General features: G+C 53.4%; 17 protein-coding genes. 5 read left to right on the top strand and 12 right to left on the bottom strand.

Translation table 11 applies throughout. The features are described 5' to 3' along the window. Nucleotides 1-60 precede the first annotated feature (60 nt). Entirely contained in the window at nucleotides 61-855 is a 795-nt protein-coding gene (gene trpA, locus RHJ80_RS07745) for a tryptophan synthase subunit alpha (protein WP_315863373.1), read from the top strand. Here the strand turns inward: trpA and RHJ80_RS07740 are convergent. From RHJ80_RS07740 to RHJ80_RS07685, 12 genes are all read right to left on the bottom strand, one after another. Further along, nucleotides 852-2,576: a ShlB/FhaC/HecB family hemolysin secretion/activation protein gene (locus tag RHJ80_RS07740; RefSeq protein ID WP_310800713.1), complete on the bottom strand. Its 1,725-nt coding sequence runs from the start codon at nucleotides 2,574-2,576 to the stop codon at nucleotides 852-854. The two genes, trpA and RHJ80_RS07740, sit on opposite strands and share 4 nt — an antisense overlap. Before the next feature lie 197 nt (nucleotides 2,577-2,773). Beyond that, nucleotides 2,774-4,732, bottom strand: a complete 1,959-nt coding sequence (gene nblS / locus RHJ80_RS07735; protein ID WP_310800712.1) for a two-component system sensor histidine kinase NblS — start codon at nucleotides 4,730-4,732, stop codon at nucleotides 2,774-2,776. Nucleotides 4,733-4,778: 46 nt separating this feature from the next. After that, entirely contained in the window at nucleotides 4,779-7,310 is a 2,532-nt protein-coding gene (locus RHJ80_RS07730) for a mannose-1-phosphate guanyltransferase (protein ID WP_310800711.1), read from the bottom strand. A 175-nt stretch (nucleotides 7,311-7,485) separates the two neighbouring features. Continuing rightward, nucleotides 7,486-8,997 (bottom strand): F0F1 ATP synthase subunit alpha, encoded by a 1,512-nt coding sequence (gene atpA / locus RHJ80_RS07725; protein WP_302676239.1) that lies wholly within the window; start codon nucleotides 8,995-8,997, stop codon nucleotides 7,486-7,488. A gap of 41 nt (nucleotides 8,998-9,038) precedes the next feature. After that, nucleotides 9,039-9,596, bottom strand: coding sequence for an ATP synthase F1 subunit delta (atpH, locus tag RHJ80_RS07720; RefSeq protein WP_206199674.1), 558 nt, complete (start codon nucleotides 9,594-9,596; stop codon nucleotides 9,039-9,041). Continuing rightward, nucleotides 9,593-10,123 carry a F0F1 ATP synthase subunit B gene (locus tag RHJ80_RS07715; protein ID WP_302676241.1) on the bottom strand — a complete coding sequence of 177 codons (531 nt, stop codon included), beginning with the start codon at nucleotides 10,121-10,123 and terminating at the stop codon, nucleotides 9,593-9,595. Before RHJ80_RS07715 ends, atpH begins: the two co-directional genes overlap by 4 nt. 11 nt (nucleotides 10,124-10,134) lie before the next feature. After that, nucleotides 10,135-10,551: a F0F1 ATP synthase subunit B' gene (locus RHJ80_RS07710; protein ID WP_206199672.1), complete on the bottom strand. Its 417-nt coding sequence runs from the start codon at nucleotides 10,549-10,551 to the stop codon at nucleotides 10,135-10,137. Nucleotides 10,552-10,612: 61 nt separating this feature from the next. Then, on the bottom strand, nucleotides 10,613-10,861 hold the full coding sequence (gene atpE / locus RHJ80_RS07705; protein ID WP_009767951.1) for an ATP synthase F0 subunit C: 249 nt from the start codon (nucleotides 10,859-10,861) through the stop codon (nucleotides 10,613-10,615). 73 nt (nucleotides 10,862-10,934) lie between these two features. Then, on the bottom strand, nucleotides 10,935-11,693 hold the full coding sequence (atpB, locus tag RHJ80_RS07700; protein ID WP_149818298.1) for a F0F1 ATP synthase subunit A: 759 nt from the start codon (nucleotides 11,691-11,693) through the stop codon (nucleotides 10,935-10,937). 41 nt (nucleotides 11,694-11,734) lie between these two features. After that, complete coding sequence (locus RHJ80_RS07695; protein WP_149818296.1) at nucleotides 11,735-12,205, bottom strand: ATP synthase subunit I; 471 nt, start codon at nucleotides 12,203-12,205, stop codon at nucleotides 11,735-11,737. A 15-nt stretch (nucleotides 12,206-12,220) separates the two neighbouring features. Then, a complete protein-coding gene (locus RHJ80_RS07690) occupies nucleotides 12,221-12,676 on the bottom strand; it encodes a Mini-ribonuclease 3 (protein WP_206199670.1) in 456 nt (151 codons plus the stop codon). Nucleotides 12,677-12,730: 54 nt separating this feature from the next. Next, nucleotides 12,731-13,141 (bottom strand): STAS domain-containing protein, encoded by a 411-nt coding sequence (locus RHJ80_RS07685; protein WP_225901526.1) that lies wholly within the window; start codon nucleotides 13,139-13,141, stop codon nucleotides 12,731-12,733. Nucleotides 13,142-13,282: 141 nt separating this feature from the next. Here RHJ80_RS07685 and RHJ80_RS07680 point away from each other — a divergent pair, with 141 nt between their 5' ends. The 4 genes from RHJ80_RS07680 (at nucleotide 13,283) to RHJ80_RS07665 (ending at nucleotide 16,514) form a co-directional block, all read left to right on the top strand. Beyond that, nucleotides 13,283-13,486, top strand: coding sequence for a hypothetical protein (locus RHJ80_RS07680; protein ID WP_302677977.1), 204 nt, complete (start codon nucleotides 13,283-13,285; stop codon nucleotides 13,484-13,486). A gap of 131 nt (nucleotides 13,487-13,617) precedes the next feature. Continuing rightward, complete coding sequence (locus tag RHJ80_RS07675; protein WP_315862885.1) at nucleotides 13,618-15,063, top strand: deoxyribodipyrimidine photo-lyase, 8-HDF type; 1,446 nt, start codon at nucleotides 13,618-13,620, stop codon at nucleotides 15,061-15,063. A gap of 72 nt (nucleotides 15,064-15,135) precedes the next feature. Beyond that, on the top strand, nucleotides 15,136-15,960 hold the full coding sequence (map, locus tag RHJ80_RS07670) for a type I methionyl aminopeptidase (protein WP_206199667.1): 825 nt from the start codon (nucleotides 15,136-15,138) through the stop codon (nucleotides 15,958-15,960). 5 nt (nucleotides 15,961-15,965) lie between these two features. After that, complete coding sequence (locus tag RHJ80_RS07665) at nucleotides 15,966-16,514, top strand: NUDIX hydrolase (RefSeq protein WP_149818284.1); 549 nt, start codon at nucleotides 15,966-15,968, stop codon at nucleotides 16,512-16,514. Nucleotides 16,515-16,626: the final 112 nt, after the last annotated feature.

Genomic DNA, 16,626 nt, shown 5'->3' with positions numbered 1-16,626 from the left:
AGGAACAGTATCTAATCTGGCACAATTATTATGCATCTTTGAGAGCGACTGCCTGTGACTGTGCCTACAATTTCTGAACGCTTTGAGCAATGTCGTGCCCGCCAACGCTGTGCCCTGATTCCCTTTTTGACCGCCGGTGACCCTGATTTAGAAACGACGGTTGCTGCCCTCAAGGCCTTAGATGCCCATGGTGCAGATCTGATTGAACTGGGAATGCCCTATTCCGATCCCTTGGCCGATGGTCCTGTGATTCAGGCAGCCGCTACCCGCGCCCTGCAACGGGGAACTCGCCTCGAAGCAGTCTTAGAAATGACAACGGACTTACACTGCCAACTGAGGGCACCACTCATTTTATTTACCTACTACAATCCCATCTACCATCGAGGGGTCTCTTCATTTCTGAAAGCCGTTGCCCAAGCCGGGATCAAGGGCTTAGTGATTCCGGATTTGCCCCTTGAGGAAGCAGAACCCGTTCTTGCAGAAACAGCGCATCTAGGCTTGGAATTGACACTACTGATTGCGCCCACCACATCGCCCGAACGGATGCAGGCGATCGCCACCGCCTCCCAAGGTTTTATCTACCTTGTCAGCACCACGGGCGTCACAGGGATGCGCCAAAAAATGGCCAGTCGCGTTCAGGAACTATTGGGCACACTGCGGCAAATTACCCCCAAGCCCATTGGTGTCGGGTTTGGCATTGCCAGTCCAGAGCATGCCCGTCAAGTGCGCGATTGGGGCGCCGATGCTGCCATTGTCGGCAGTGCCTTTGTCAAACGGCTGGCAGAACCAGAGCAGGGAGTTGCCGCTGTCGCCGAGTTTTGTCAGTCACTCCGCACAGCCCTCGATACGCCCTAGGGACGCACCGTCAACGTAAAGTAAATGCCATCGGACTGCAAACTGCGGGTTTGACCGGGCAGATCAATCAATGGTGCCGCGTACTGGAACTGAATGTCTAAGTTGGGCGTTGGTTGCACCAAGAGTCCCATGCCTAAACCGGCAATCACATTGTTAGGCACTGCACCCGCAGGATTACGGCTATTGTTCCAGACCACCCCCAGATCAAACAGGGGCCCAATGGAAATAATTGGGCGACGATTGGCAGTGCGCAGTACGGGAAAACGGGCTTCCCCAGAGAACCGCAGGCCATTATCCCCAGAGAGGGCATTGGTTGAGTAACCCCGCACCGACAGGGGGCCACCAATGACAAATTGGTGAAAGGGGAGCAGGCTATTGGGACTCAGTTGCACATCCGTACGCAAAATCAAGAAGTTATCTGCCCAGAGGCGTTGCAGCCGCTGTCCCTGTCCCAGCCAGCTAAAGAAAGTACCATCAGGGGTTGGACTGGGGTTTTCGGTGGCGCCAAAGATCGGCAGGCCAAAGTTGAACTGCGAACGAAAGACCCATGCCCCTTGGGGATCACGGCGGATATATTCTTGGCTCACTTCCAGCACTCGGGTGGCACTATAGCCCGATGGATCAGAACCAATGGAAATGGGGGCTGGCACTCCCAAAACAAAAGTCTGTGCCGACTGCATCAGGAAGCCAATGCCAAAGGCTAGTTCCTCACGGATATTGCGAATCACCGGTTGGCGAAAACTGGCTTCGTAAATAGAAGACTCACTGCGAATATTCAAGCCAGCAAGGGCGGGGGGGTGGGTAATTTCGCTGTCTGCTTGTACGGTGCGAATGGTGAGTGTGCCATTCATGGCATTGAGGGGCAGACTGTAGCCAAACTCCACAGTGTTGGACGCTCCCCAGTCAAACGTGCCTAGGTTATTACCGATGGCGTAGGAACCGTAGACGCTATCGCCGCGACCACTGAGGTTGTTGTATCCCAAAAAGGCCGTGGCCCGATCCGGGGCGATCGCTGGCGGCGTATTGTTATCCAAACCAAAAGCAGCATTAAACCAGCGGGCAGGTACCACCCGTACCACCAAAATACTGTCCTGGGGCGTCGTGCCGGGTCGCAGACTGGCAGAAAGATTGGCAAAGAGAGGATCCGTTCGCAGCAGGCGCAACTGCTCTTCCAGACGATTGGAGTTGAGGGGCACGCCGGCACCGAGGGCAATACGACTGCGAATATAGCGTTGGATAATTCCTTTATTCCCTTCAATACGAATGTCCTCTAGGCGGCCTTCAAGCACTTGAATCGTGATTACCCCATCCCGTGCCACCTGCTCGCCTAAAACGGCGCGAGAGGTCAAATAGCCCCCCTCAAGATAGAGTTTTGTAATCGCATCGGCAGCGCCTTGTAGCTCCGCCAGCGTCACCTGACGCCCTTCCAGGGGCTTAATAATCGGATCAAATTCCGCAGGCCCAAAGATAGTACTCCCTTCAACAACAATTTTTTGTACAGGTATTAAAACATTTTCTGACTCGGTGGCTGGGCTAGGGGGTGAAGGGGGCGGTTCAAGAGCGGGTGGCGAAGGGGAGGGTAGAGGGGGTGGTTCCGGTAGGGGGGGCTGAATATCCTGTTGGGTGGGGGTGATAACTGGAATCGCTAAAGCAGGTAACACCGCTCCCGTACTGCCGAGAACAGAGAGAAGGGCAACGGGTGCAAATAAGTTTGTTTTCACGTCCTCAACCCCAATGCTTAGTTATTTGGTTTTAGATAGGGCAGCAAAATCAATACAAAAATTTGTTTCTTTTCCTGAGGGTCAAGCCCAAGGAACCATTGGCGTGAGGAGTTATTGATTCTTGCCTTCAGATTTTAGCGGATCATTTGTGGTTGTTGGCAAGGTGGGGCGATCGCCCCCTTCCTCTATCAACTTGTTCAAGCGGGGGGAAGTGCCGTTTCAGCAGTGCCATCAGGGTTATTAACGAGGGCGGATTCATCAATGGCCAAATCAAACCAAAAGGTACTGCCGACCCCCAATTCACTAATTAAATGAATTTGTGTATTGTGCTTGTGGATAATATCTTGGACAATGGCCAACCCCAGCCCTGTTCCCTCTAGGGTATGCACGCGATTCTCAACGCGGAAAAACCGTTCAAAGACGCGGGGTTGATCCTCTGGGGCAATGCCCATACCCGTGTCGGCGACTTCAATGCGCACCCGTTCCTGCTCTGGATCGCTGGGGGGATGCCAGACATAGGCACGAATGGTTACCCGTCCATTTTCGGGGGTAAACTTCAAAGCATTCCCCACCAAGTTAGTGAGGGCACCAATGAGCAGATCGTAGTTGCCCCAAACCGGTGGCAAGGGATTTTCCACTTCGGCAGTGAGGGTAATGGACTTATTGGCAGCATTGAGTTGGTAGGTGCGCATGATCTGATCAATCACCTGCGCCATCTGTACCGAGCCAAATTGATAGGGGCGACCCGATTCGAGGCGAGAAATATCGAGGAAATCATTCACAAGGCGGGTCAGGCGATCGGTCTCGTGATTCGCGGTTTCCAGAAACTCCTGCTGCTCTTTTTCACTAAGACTGCTGCCGTACTCTTGAATGGTTTCGATGATCGATTTGATATTGAATAGAGGTGTGCGCAATTCGTGGGAAACATTGCTAATCAATTGCGCTTTGGCTTCGTTGAGTTCCACCTCGCGGGTGATGTCCTGAATCGTAATCGCAATGCCCTTGGGTTTTTCCCGTTGCACATCCATAACCGTTGTCAGCAAAATGCGTACCGATCGCGAGCTGGGTTCTTGGAGCGTGACGCGAAATTCTCCCCCTTCCGATTCGCCCTTGGAGGCTTTGTAGAGAGGACAGGTGAGTTTTTCACACACCGGCGCCGGAAAACAGTTCAGGGCATTTTGACCAATGACATTCATCCCCTCCCAATTAAAGAGACGTTGAGCCGTGGGGTTGACCAAAATAATCCGCATGTCAGTGTCCAACAGGATTGCCCCATCAGCAATGGTGGAAACCAAGGTATCCAGCTTGGCTTTTTCCGCTTGCAGTTCTTCAATGTTTTGGGCTTCGTAGGAAGCAAGGCGCTCAGCCATGTCGTTAAAGCTGGTGATCAGTTCCCCCAGTTCACCGCCAAAGGGCAGGTTAATGCGTTGCTTAAAATTGCCGGCGGCAATGTTTTTGACCCCCTGCACCAATTCTTTAATGGGCTGAGTAATGGTGAGGGCATTGAAGACGCCCCCCAAGATCACCATGATCCAGAGGGAGACAAAGACGGCGATCGTGAGATCCCGCGTGAGATTGGCAGAGGCAATAAGCGTTTGGTTGGGATTAATGCCCAAAGCCACAACTCCTAGATTTTCACCATTAAATATCAACGGCACAAAGACATCGGCCACAAGGCCGTCGGGGGTTTGGTGTTGGCGCACAAGGGGTTCTTGGCTGGCACGGTAGGTGTCCGGCAGTTGAATACGGCGGCGCAGGGTCAGCGCACTTTCCACTTGGGGGGCAGAGTAGGGGAGGCCATAGTAAATTTCCCCATCGGGATCGGCATAAAGGATGTAGCGAATACTGGCACTGCGCTCGTAGAACTTACGGGAAAATTCGGCAACAGCGGCGGTATCTCCCTTGGCCACGAGGGGAGCCACATCGGCAGCTAAGAGCAACCCCAAATCGCGGCCATAGCGGGTGTCATTGAGGTGGGCATTGGTTTGAATGGTATTCACCGCCCAAAAGGTGAAACCACTCATGATGATCGAGACCACGAGGGTTGCTGTGGCCATGAGGCGGGTTTGAATCTTGAATTCTGACCACCAACGGGCAATGCCCCGCAATTTATCAGTAAAGTCCCCTTCGGTTTTCTCGGTTTTCAACACCACCATTGCGCCTAATGTACGAAAAATTTTCCCTGATTCTACGGGATTTTGGTTACATCTTTATTGTGGCATCTGAGAGGGGTTCCAAACGAGCAAACTCTTCAATGCGGCGGCTATAGCGTTGCAACATCTGCTCACTCCAAGTGGCATCGGGACTATTGACGTAGAGGTGTACCAATGGCTCACTGGCATCGGGCAGAATCAGTACCCAGTGGTCAGTATTGGGTTCACCAATTTTGACGCCATCAATGAGACTTAAGTGATTGCGGGGATGGGTTTCCACCAAGTGGCGCATCAATGACCCTTTGGCAATCCAAGGACAGCGAATCGGGCGATGATAGGAGTGGACGCGGGGCAGTTCTTGGCGCATGACGGTGAGGGGTTTGCCAATCAGTGCCAGCAGTTCGATCAGGGTGGCGATCGTAAACATGGCATCAAACCCCGGATGCAGTTGCGGGAAGATAAAACCGGTTTCTGCAGATCCCCCTAGGACAACGCCACTGTGGTGTTGGCAGGCTTCCATGAGATCAGTGGGGTTGGTGCGACTGCGGATAATTTGTCCTCCCTGCTGGCGGGCGATCGCCTCCACCGCACTAGAAGTTGTGACCGGCACCACGACAGTGCCCCCCGGATGGGTCAAGAGGATCAAGTAGGTCATTAGAGCCGTGAGTTCTTGATCACTGAACACCTGACCGGCATTGTCCACTAAGGTCAACCGTTCACCATTGGCAGAGACTTGCACCCCCAAACTGGCAGATAGCGCTGTCACCACCTGTCCCAGTTCCCGCAGGAGTCGCTGTCGCTCGAGAATATTGAGGGGGGTTGGGTGCAGGGTGGCATTGAGAACAACGGCATCACAGCCAAACTTACTGAGGATTTGTGGCAAGACAACCCCAGAAACGGCATAGGCATAGTCAATGACAATTTTGGCGGGGCTACCATAAAACAGTTGGGTATTTAGCCACTTTTCAAAGCCTTGGGCATAGGCGGCCACGCAGTTGTTGGGATGGGTCATGACACCGACATCCGTAAGTAGGGCGCGGCGAATATCTTCGCGGAAGTAGGCGGTTTCAATTTGCCGCTCTTTGGCTTTGCTCAGGTTGATGCCTTTATGATCAAAAAACTCAATCAAGAGTTGATCGGCGCGATCGGGATGGGCACGCACATGAATTCCGCCGCTGACTGAAAGGGTTTGGGCAGCAAAGCGGGCAATCGGTAGGGCGATCGCCTCCAAATTGAGGACATGAATCCCCACCGACATCAAACCCGACATCAGAGCATGGGACACCATCCGCGACACATTGCGCTGATCTCGCGACACCAGCACACTAGTTCCGGGCTCAAGGATTGAAGCATAGGCGGCCGCCAGCCGCACAGCAAACTCCGGTGTAATGTCCACATTGGCCACACCGGCTACCCCCCGCTGGCCAAAGAGATAGCGTTGCCCCGTTGTGCCCCAGATCAGGCTTTCATTGACAATTGCACCCGCTTCAATGCGTTTGCCCGGCCAAAGCCGCACCCCCTGACTGAGGCTAGCTTCCTCCCCGACCACACAGCGACTGCCAATAATTACCCCTTCGTGCACCCTCACATGGCGATCGACATGGACATGGCGAGCCAAAATGCAGTGCTCTAATTCACTGTCATCCCCAATAAAACAGCCACTCCAAGCCACCACTGAGCGCAACCGACTGCCATTACCAACAATCACGTTATCTCCCAAGATCGTCCCTGCCCCAAGGGTGACCCCCGCACCAAAGCGGCAGTTATTGCCCAAGACGAGCGGCGCCTGTAGCTGAACTGTTTGCGGCAATGTAGTGTTGTGCCCTACCCAAATTTGCGGCTGAACTTCGTGCCCCTGAATTTCCAAGTGCACGCGGCCATAGAGGGCATCCTGTTGCACCTGTTGATAGGTTTGCAGACTGCCGACATCGCACCAGTAGGCATCGGTGATATAACCATACATCGGCACATCCGCCTGCAACAGCAACGGGAATAAATCCCGCGAAAAATCCCGCTCGATGCCGCTATTGAGATAGTCCATGACAGCAGGGCTGAGGATGTAGATGCCTGTATTCACCGTATCTGTAAAGACTTCCCCCGCTGAGGGCTTCTCGAGAAACCGCCGCACGCGACCATCGCTATCAGTAAAGACAATGCCAAACTCCTTCGGTTGAGGTACACGGGCAAGGATCAGGGTTACGGGAGCACCGTGCTGCTGGTGAAAACGTAGGGCATCGGTTAAATCGATATCGGTAATGCTATCGCCACTGACCACCAAAAAAGGATCCGTTAGCAAATTGGCAATGTTTTTGACTGAACCTGCTGTGCCAAGGGGCTGCTCTTCCTCAACGACATAGCTCAGGTGCACCCCAAACTCATTCCCATCGCCAAAATAGTCGCGCACGACATCGGGGAGATAGTGCAATGTCATGACCACATCATCAAGGCTATGGCGGCGTAGGAGATTGAGAATATGCTCGGCAATGGGACGATTGACCACCGGCACCATTGGCTTAGGTAGATCACAGGTGAGGGGACGCAACCGAGTACCACTTCCCCCGGCCATGAGGACGACACGCACTGTTTTCTCCTTTGTCAAACCTCGCCCTAGGATCCCAGTGTAGGAGAGGACGGCAGGCTCAGGGGGATGGCTTCAGGAAACTGCAATGATTTTTGACACTTGAGAGTAGCCTAGGCATAAAAAAACCTACCCTAGGTAGAGGGCAGGTTCAGAGCATGATATAACGCGATCGCGCCTAGGCAGTAAAGCCAGCTTTGTATTCGGCGATCGCCTCTTTCAGCAAGGCTTCAGCTTTTTCATCCAGTTTTTGGGTGGTGCGGATGATTTCGCCGTATTCGGGCTTGCTTGTGTGCAGGTAGTCCCGCAGACCGGCAACAAACTTGGCCACTGCCTCAACGGGGATGTCGTCAAGGTAGCCATTGGTACCGGCGTAAATGGTTGCCACTTGGTATTCCACCGGAATGGGTGAGTACTGGGGCTGCTTGAGAATTTCCCGCAGGCGTTGGCCTCGTGCCAGTTGGTTTTGGGTGGCTTTATCCAAGTCAGAGGCAAACTGGGCAAAGGCTTGCAGTTCATCAAATTGCGCCAATTCCAGCTTCAGTTTGCCAGCCACCTGCTTCATGGCTTTGATTTGAGCAGCAGAACCCACCCGTGACACGGAAATCCCCGCGTTGATGGCAGGACGCAAGCCAGCGTTGAAGAGGTCAGAGGAGAGGAAGATTTGACCGTCGGTAATGGAAATGACGTTGGTGGGAATGTAGGCAGACACGTCACCGGCTTGGGTTTCAACCACAGGAAGCGCCGTCATGCTGCCACCGCCGAGGGCATCGTTGAGTTTGGCGGCACGCTCCAGCAGGCGGGAGTGGAGATAAAACACATCCCCAGGGTAGGCTTCACGACCGGGAGGACGGCGCAGCAGCAGCGACATTTGCCGATAGGCTTGCGCTTGTTTGGAGAGGTCGTCATAGATGACGAGGGTGTGCTTGCCTTGGTACATGAAGTACTCAGCAATCGTGGCACCGGTGTAGGGGGCGAGATACTGCAAAGCGGCTGGATCACTGGCGTTAGCGGCAATCACAATCGTGTAATCGAGTGCACCCCGCTCCCGCAGCACGTTCACCACTTGAGCGACACTGGACGCTTTTTGACCAATGGCCACATAGACGCAAATCACATCTTGGCCTTTTTGGTTCAGAATTGTGTCAATGGCAACGGCCGTTTTTCCGGTCTGGCGATCGCCAATGATCAGTTCTCGCTGACCACGACCAATGGGAATCATGGCGTCAATAGCCGTAATCCCCGTTTGCAACGGCTCACACACCGATTTGCGCTGGACAATACCGGGTGCGGGGGATTCAATCAGGCGGGTTGCTGTTGTGTGGATCTCCCCTTTGCCATCAATGGGGCGCACTAGGGCATCCACCACCCGACCAATGACCGCTTCACCTACAGGCACGGAAGCAATTTTGCCAGTGGCCCGCACCGTACTGCCTTCTTCAATACCGAGGCCATCGCCCATCAGCACCACCCCCACGTTATCCTCTTCGAGGTTAAGGGCAATTCCCACGGTGCCGTCTTCAAATTCCACCAATTCTGAGGCCATCACTTTGTCGAGGCCATAGACACGGGCAATGCCATCGCCCACCTGCAAGACAGTACCGACATTATCGACTTTGATCGACTGTTCGTACTGCTCGATTTGCTGGCGAATAATGCTACTGATTTCGTCGGGTCGGATACTTACCATAGAAGTCGCTCTCAAGGGTTGAACAGTTTACAAAGGGGACGTTAGGCGGCTTGCGCCAAGGTGAGACTGAGGCGGCGGAGTTGACCCCGCAGGCTGGCATCAAAGATTTGGGAGCCAACTTTAATCACCACACCACCAATTAGTTCGGGATCGCAGGCAGTAACCAGCTCTACATCGGCAGCACCGGTCATGGCTTTGACCTTTTCAACCACGGCACGGCGTTGATCGTCGTTGAGTTCGACGGCACTGGTGACTTCCGCCAAGATCACATTGCGGAGTTTGCGCACAAGGGCACGATACTGCTCACAAATAGAGCCAAGAAAGTTAATTCGCCGCCGATCCACGAGCAACATTAAGAAGTTGAGGAAGTAGCCATGCACCTTCTCCACGGTCAACTGCCGCAGCACGTTCTTTTTGGCCTCAGGCTTGATCAGGGGATTGGCGAGAAACTGTTGCAGTTCACTGGAGCTGGCAAGGAGTTCCAGAATTAACTGCGTGTCCTGCTGAAACTGATCAATGAGGTTGTGGGTTTGCGCTAACGACAGCAGCGCCTCGGCATAGGGTTCAACCAGTTCACCACGGACAGTGGTCTGCATCATTTGCCTCCTAGTAGGGCAATACTGCGATCAACAAGGGTACGCTGAAGGTCTGGATTTTGGCTCAAACGCGCTTTGAGTTGGTTTTCGGCCTCGGCAAGTGCCCTAGCGGCAATCCGCTCACGAATTTCGGCGATCGCCCGCTCAGTGGCGGCACTCGTATCTTGGGAAGCGGTTTCCTTCAAGCGCTCAATTTCCCGCTTGGCTTGGGCAATGAGTTCTTCCTTTGCAGCCTTGGCACGGGCAAGGGCGTCTTCGCGAATGCGTTGTGCCTCCTGCTTGGCCTGAGCCAGTTTTTGCTGCTCTTCGGTAAGGCGGGCAGCGGCCACTTTCTGGCGTTCTTCGGCTTCCGCAATGGCTGTGGCAATTTGTTGCTGGCGATCGCCCAAGGTTTTGCCAAGTACGCCCCGCCCAAAATACACCAATACCCCAATAATGATGGCAAGGTTGATCACATTGGTTTCGAGCAAATTGGTGTTAATGCCAAAATGCCCCGCTTCTTCCGTTGCCAATAAAAATACTGCGTCCATGACCCACACTCCTAGGCCAGTAACTTCGCTAATAACTGTTCACTCAAGCTGGCAACTTGACCCTCAAGCGCTTGCAGTGTCGCCTGCTTTTGCTGATCAATCTCTGCTTGAATCTTGAGTAACTCTGCCTGCACGGCCTGCTGTGCTTCGGCAATTTCGGCGGTGGCAATTTTTTGTGCCTCGGCTCTGGCCTCTTCAATCAAGGCTTGGGCTTGGCGACGGGTACTGGCCAATTCCTGCTCATACTGCTGAGCCAGTTCAGTGGCCTGTTGCAACCGCTCCTTGGCCTGCTGCAAGTTGGTTCGGATATATTCATCCCGATTGTCCAGCGCCTGACCCAAGGGCTTGTACAGCAGCGCATTCAAAATGACGGTCAAGATTAAGAATTGCACAGCCATCAGGGGTAGGGTGGCATCAAAATCAAACATCAGCCTCTCCAGAATGGGGGATCGGGGGAAAGCTCATCCAAGCCTCCCCCACTGGGGTTAATTAGGATGCAAAGGGGTTGGCAAACAGGAGCACCAGCGCAATCACCAGACCGTAGATGGTCAGCGACTCCATGAATGCCAAGGTCAGCAGCAGTGTACCCCGAATTTTACCTTCCGCTTCCGGTTGCCGCGCAATCCCTTCCACGGCTTGACCAGAGGCATTCCCTTGACCAATCCCAGGCCCAAGCGATGCCAAACCAATTGCCAGAGCAGCAGCCAAAACAGAAGCAGAAGCGACTAACGGATCCATAGTTGATTTCCTCGAGACGTAGTAGGACGAAACAAAATTTCCAGAGATAACAATAGCAGGGTATGTACCCCTTTTAGGAGTGCGCCTCTTCGTGCTCGCCGCCATGTCCCTCCATGGCCTCCCCAATATAGGTGGCTGCAAGGGTGGCAAACACAAGGGCTTGAATGGCACTGGTAAAGAGTCCCAAGGCCATCACGGGCAAGGGCACAAACAAGGGCACCAGCAACACCAAGACCCCCACCACCAATTCATCCGCCAAGATGTTGCCAAAAAGACGGAAGCTCAGGGAAAGCGGTTTTGTAAAATCTTCCAAGATGGCAATGGGAAGTAAGACGGGCGTTGGCTCGATGTACTTGGTGAAATACTTCAGCCCCCGCTTGCGTAGCCCGGCGTAGAAATAGGCCAAGGAGACCAGCAAAGCCAAGGCCACGGTGGTATTGATGTCATTGGTGGGTGCTGCTAGCTCCCCTTCTGGCAGTTCGATGAGTTTCCACGGTACCAGTGCGCCTGACCAGTTACAAACAAAAATGAACAGGAACAGTGTCCCCACAAAGGGAACCCAAGCTCGGTACTCGTGCTCACCCATTTGGCTCTTGGTCAAATCGCGGATGAATTCCAGCGCGTATTCCATCAAGTTTTGAATACCACTGGGCACCCGTTGGATATTCCGCGAGGCGGCAAAGGCCGCCGCAATCAGAATGGCCATCACAAACCAAGTGGTGATGAAGACTTGACCGTGAACTTTTAGGTTGCCAATATGCCAGTAGAAATGGTGCCCCACCTCCAACTTGGCAAGGGGAAGAGCTGTCCAAAGGTGTATCAAAGGCATCATGCCTCCGCGCTCGGTTGTCTAAGCACTACAGTGAGCCAGCGTTAAGGGGACGGCAAAACCGTACGAAACATATAGACCAGAATGGCGGCTTTGTAGGTTAAGAACCCCAAGAACACTGGAATAATATGTAGCTCTTGCCAACGGGCTGCCAAAATAATCACAACCACGACGACAAGGAGCTGCGTTTTCCCCAGCTTTTTCTGGTCGTTTCCTAGGCGCTCCACACTGCGGGCGAGGAGCCGCAGATAAATTAGGCTCGCACTTGCCCCCAAAAGGTAATTCAACGCTGTGTTCAGGCCGTAAATCAGCCAAACCGCTCCAAAGGCGATCGCCATCAGCACAAGGCTTGTCGTGAATAATTCGCGACAGAGTTGATAAAACTCGGCCATCGAGCCGCCCTTCTTTGGGGAATTGGCAATGGTTGATGGCACAGAGGGTGCTGAAGCAGAATCGGGAACGGTCACAGCAGAATAGGGAGCATCCGAGGATGCCTTGAACTGGCCACTAAGCATCCTATCACGCAGTGGTTACATTTCATTACGGGATTCTGCTTCGTCGATATTGCTGTTCATTTCATTGCGAATGTGCCGCTCAAGTAGTTGAAAAATCTCCTGTAGGCGTTGCGGATTGGTGAGGTAGAGGTATCCCAGTAGGGCTTCAAAGCCAGTAGCTTGACGGTAAATTTTTGCGGCAACTCGCTTTGGGCCATCGGCAGCCGCATTGCGACCCTGACGAAAAATCGAGCGTTCGGTTTCGGTGCAATGCTGCCAGAGGAAGTCCATATAACGGGCTTGACTTTCGGCACGCACATGCGCCACCACTTGGCGGTGGTAGGTATTAATACGTTGGGGGGGGGTTAGAAAAAGCCAGCGGATAAAGAGTTCATAAACGGCGTCGCCAACGTAGGCCAAAGCCGCCGGTGGCAGTTGATGGGCGGGAATTTTGGGGGGAACAAGGGGCAATAATCCAGCAGAGTCCAGCATGACGTTTCAGCTAAAAAGACCCCCCTTAGTTTTACTGCCACAGGAACAGAATGTTTAGGAATGGGTTTCGCCAGTAATTTGGGCGATCGCCGTCGCCAGATCCGGCTGAAGGGGCAAAAAGTTCTCTAAACGCACGAGTTTGACCGTTTGGGTGACGCGGGGATTGGTGACAATTTGCAGTTGACCCTGATGCTCTTGGGCTTTTTTGGCCAGTTGTACCAAAATGCCGAGGCCAGAGCTGTCAATAAACTCAATTTTTGAAAGGTCTAAGATGACGTTGGCAGGCCCATCGTCAAAACACTTACTAATGACCTTGCGAAAGGCCGACTCGGAGAACGCATCAATGAGACCCGTCAGGCGAAACACTTGATAGTTATCGCGAATCTCACGGGTACCTCTTAGGCTTTGGGTGAGGGCAAGTGGTTCAGAAATGAGAGCCTCCTTTGCCGATAACTGCACACACAAAACGATAGAAGACAAGTATAGATAAACGTGGCATCCTTGTCTATGACTTGATCGCTAACTCAACAAAAGTTTGGAAGTGCAGCAACCGCAGGAAGCTCTTTGCCAGAACCGCATCAGGTATTGCCCCTAGGAGTCGCCCCAATGAAATTCTCCAAACTCGTGATGAGCCTTCTCAGCAGTAGCGGTCTGGGATTGCTGAGTTTATCTATTTTCGCCCAAGAAACGCCAGCGGCGACTTATCCCCCAGAGGCGATCGCGGTCTTTATGCAGGAGTGTCAAACCAAATTTGCGGCGCAAGCGCCTCCCGGCTTTGGCGATCGCGGCATCGCTATTGCACTTGCCTGATAAACCGCCTCCAAGAAAAAATGAGCTATGAGGAATTTCAGAAAATGACTGCCGACAATGAACCCCCGGAAGTTAAAGCCGCAATCAATGAATGTATTGGCGCTATTTTCTAGTGCGCCTAGGATGGACGGGTGATGAGCCTGCGCCTCTTTTGGCATCGTCGCGATCTGCGCCTGAGTGACAGTGTGGGGTTGGCGGCTGCCTACACCCAAACTCCCAAAGTGGTTGGCATTTTTTGCTTTGACCCGGCGATTCTCAGTGCCTCGGACATTGCGGCGGTGCGGGTGACATACCTCGTGGGTTGCCTACAGGCCTTGCAAGAAGCCTATCAGCGACTTGGGGGGAGCTTTTTAATTTTTCATGGTGACCCGCGTCAAATTCTGCCCCAAGTGGCCAGTGGCTTAGGGGCGGTGGCGGTGCATTGGCATGAGGATGTGGAACCCTACGGTCGCGATCGCGATCGCGCTGTGGCTGCTGCCCTCAAGGAAAAGGGAATTGCTGTGGAAACTGCTTGGGATCAACTCCTGCATCCCCCAGAGGCCGTACAAACAAAACAGGGGCAGCCCTACACCGTCTATTCCCCCTTTTGGCGCAACTGGTCAAGCCTAGCTAAACCAGAGCCTGTCCCCAGCCCCAGCCACCTCGAACCCCTCACCGCAATAGAACAAGCAACTGCACGAACCTTGGGGGCGATTTCTCTCCCCACTGCCAAGGATTTGGGATTTCATTGGTCAGGAGAACTGATCCTTGCTCCCGGTGAAGCCGCCGCCCAAGCACAACTGGAGACATTTATTGGCCAGCACATTCAAGACTATGGTGAGCAGCGCAACTATCCAGCGCAACCTGGAACCTCCCTCTTAAGCCCTGCCCTCAAGTTCGGTGTCATTGGTATTCGTCGTGTCTGGGCAGCCAGTCAGGCCGCTATGGCCGCAGCCCGCAGTGAAGAGGCAAAAACGAGTATTCGCACGTGGCAGCAGGAATTGGCGTGGCGGGAGTTTTATCAGCACGCCCTCTATTGGTTTCCCCACTTGGCGGAGCGTCCCCATCGTGAACGATTTGCCACTTTTCCTTGGCTGAATCACGCAGAACACTTTGCGGCTTGGTGTGAGGGTCGCACCGGTTACCCAATTGTGGATGCCGCCATGCGCCAACTCAATGAAACGGGTTGGATGCATAACCGCTGCCGCATGATTGTGGCCAGTTTCCTCACTAAGGACTTGATCATCAATCCCCAATGGGGTGAGCGGTACTTTATGCAAAAACTGATTGATGGCGACTTGGCAGCCAATAATGGCGGTTGGCAGTGGAGTGCCTCTAGTGGGATGGATCCAAAGCCGCTGCGGATTTTTAACCCAGCCAGTCAAGCGCAAAAATTTGATCCTGAGGCGGAGTATATTCGCCGTTGGCTGCCGGAGTTGAAATCCCTCGATACGGCAGATTTGGTGACGGGAACTATTTCTCCCCTAGAGCGGCATCGCTGCGGTTATCCCTTGCCAATTGTGGATCACGGCCAGCAACAGCGGCGATTTAAGCAGCTCTATCAAGCGCATGTTCGTTCACCCATCCCTCAAGGATAAAATTGACATTCCCCTGATCAGCGCAACAGCGTTATCCTGAAAAAGAACGATTTTTGCGGTTGCATCGCGCCCATGAATATCCTTGGTAGTCTGCTCACTCCCCCCACCACCCCCATTCAAACCCGTCCCCGCCGTGGCATTGAAATTAAGTCCAAGCGAGAAATTGAGATTATGCGGCAGGCCTCGCGCATTGTGGCGACGGTGCTCAAGGAAATTTCCCAGATGATCGAGCCGGGCATGACGACGGCGGATCTCGATGCCTATGCCGAGAAACGCATCCGCGAAATGGGGGCAACACCGAGCTTCAAAGGCTATCAGGGCTTTCCGGCCTCCATTTGCGCTTGCATCAACAACGAGGTGGTTCATGGCATTCCCAGCCCCCGCAAAGTGATTCGCAATGGCGACATCGTTAAGATTGATACCGGTGCCTACTACAATGGCTTCCATGGCGACTCTTGCATTACGATTCCAGTGGGGGAAATCTCCGAGGAAGCGGCCAAGCTGGTAAAAGTGGCTGAAGAAGCCCTCTACCGCGGCATTGAGCAGGTTAAAGAAGGCAACTACCTCATGGATTTGGCGGGTGCTATTCAAGATTATGTCGAAGCCAATGGCTTTGTTGTGGTCGAGGACTTTACTGGCCACGGCGTGGGGCGCAATCTCCACGAAGAACCTTCGGTATTTAACTTCCGCACCAATGAACTTAAGAATGTGCGGCTACGGGCGGGGATGACCTTGGCCATTGAACCCATTGTGAATGCGGGTTCAAAACAGGTGCGGATTTTGCGCGATCGCTGGACAGCGGTTACGGTTGATAATTCCCTCTCTGCCCAATTTGAGCACACGGTCTTGGTCACCAAAACGGGCTACGAAATTCTCACCGATCGCACCCTTGTCTAACCTCTATGACGAAAATCCCCCCCGAAGTCCTCGAACGCCACTGCTTTTGCCGCAGTCGTAAGTTTACCTTTGAGGTCAATCAATATCGCTTGCCCCATGGGTCTGTCTCGATCTTGGGAACTGTGCGGCATCCAGGGGGGGCATTAGCTGTGCCGGTGACCCCAGAGGGCAACCTGATCCTTGTCAAACAATACCGCTTTGCCACTGAGGAATATCTGCTGGAGTTCCCAGCGGGCACCGTTGAGGATCACGAAAAGCCTTTTGCCACCATTGAGCGCGAGATTGAAGAGGAAACGGGCTACCGCGCCCACCATTGGCAAAAACTGGGAGAGTTTTACATTGCCCCCGGCTATTCTGATGAAGTGATCTACGCCTACTTGGCCACTGAGCTGGAAAAACTAGAGACACCCCCGCCTCAGGACACCGACGAGCACATTGAAATCGTGGAGTTTTCTCTAGCTGACTTGGCCGCTGCGATTCATAGTGGTCAAGTGAAAGATGCCAAGACCGTCACCAGTTTCTATCTGGCCTTGCCCTATCTGCAACCCGCTTGAACACTGAAGTTGTTCGTAAACGTTTGTAAGCATCCTGCACCGCCCACAGTCTTGATCCCTCAAGGTGAGATAATGCGGAAATAATCCAAAGGTTGTACGTGCTGACTCACAG

It is taken from the genome of Thermosynechococcus sp. QS41, from assembly GCF_031583515.1.
Classification (GTDB): Bacteria; Cyanobacteriota; Cyanobacteriia; order Thermosynechococcales; family Thermosynechococcaceae; genus Thermosynechococcus.
This window is presented reverse-complemented; position numbering and strand designations above follow the sequence as displayed.

Bases quoted from the DNA above. Each gene is read 5' to 3' on its own strand.
- RHJ80_RS07690 (WP_206199670.1), bottom strand. From the start codon at position 12,676: ATGCTGGACTCTGCTGGATTATTGCCCCTTGTTCCCCCCAAAATTCCC.
- atpH (WP_206199674.1), bottom strand. From the start codon at position 9,596: ATGATGCAGACCACTGTCCGTGGTGAACTGGTTGAACCCTATGCCGAG.
- map (WP_206199667.1), top strand. From the start codon at position 15,136: ATGAATATCCTTGGTAGTCTGCTCACTCCCCCCACCACCCCCATTCAA.
- atpA (WP_302676239.1), bottom strand. From the start codon at position 8,997: ATGGTAAGTATCCGACCCGACGAAATCAGTAGCATTATTCGCCAGCAA.
- RHJ80_RS07680 (WP_302677977.1), top strand. From the start codon at position 13,283: ATGAAATTCTCCAAACTCGTGATGAGCCTTCTCAGCAGTAGCGGTCTG.
- RHJ80_RS07695 (WP_149818296.1), bottom strand. From the start codon at position 12,205: ATGCTTAGTGGCCAGTTCAAGGCATCCTCGGATGCTCCCTATTCTGCT.
- RHJ80_RS07710 (WP_206199672.1), bottom strand. From the start codon at position 10,551: ATGTTTGATTTTGATGCCACCCTACCCCTGATGGCTGTGCAATTCTTA.
- atpE (WP_009767951.1), bottom strand. From the start codon at position 10,861: ATGGATCCGTTAGTCGCTTCTGCTTCTGTTTTGGCTGCTGCTCTGGCA.
- nblS (WP_310800712.1), bottom strand. From the start codon at position 4,732: ATGGTGGTGTTGAAAACCGAGAAAACCGAAGGGGACTTTACTGATAAA.
- RHJ80_RS07665 (WP_149818284.1), top strand. From the start codon at position 15,966: ATGACGAAAATCCCCCCCGAAGTCCTCGAACGCCACTGCTTTTGCCGC.
- atpB (WP_149818298.1), bottom strand. From the start codon at position 11,693: ATGATGCCTTTGATACACCTTTGGACAGCTCTTCCCCTTGCCAAGTTG.
- RHJ80_RS07715 (WP_302676241.1), bottom strand. From the start codon at position 10,123: ATGGACGCAGTATTTTTATTGGCAACGGAAGAAGCGGGGCATTTTGGC.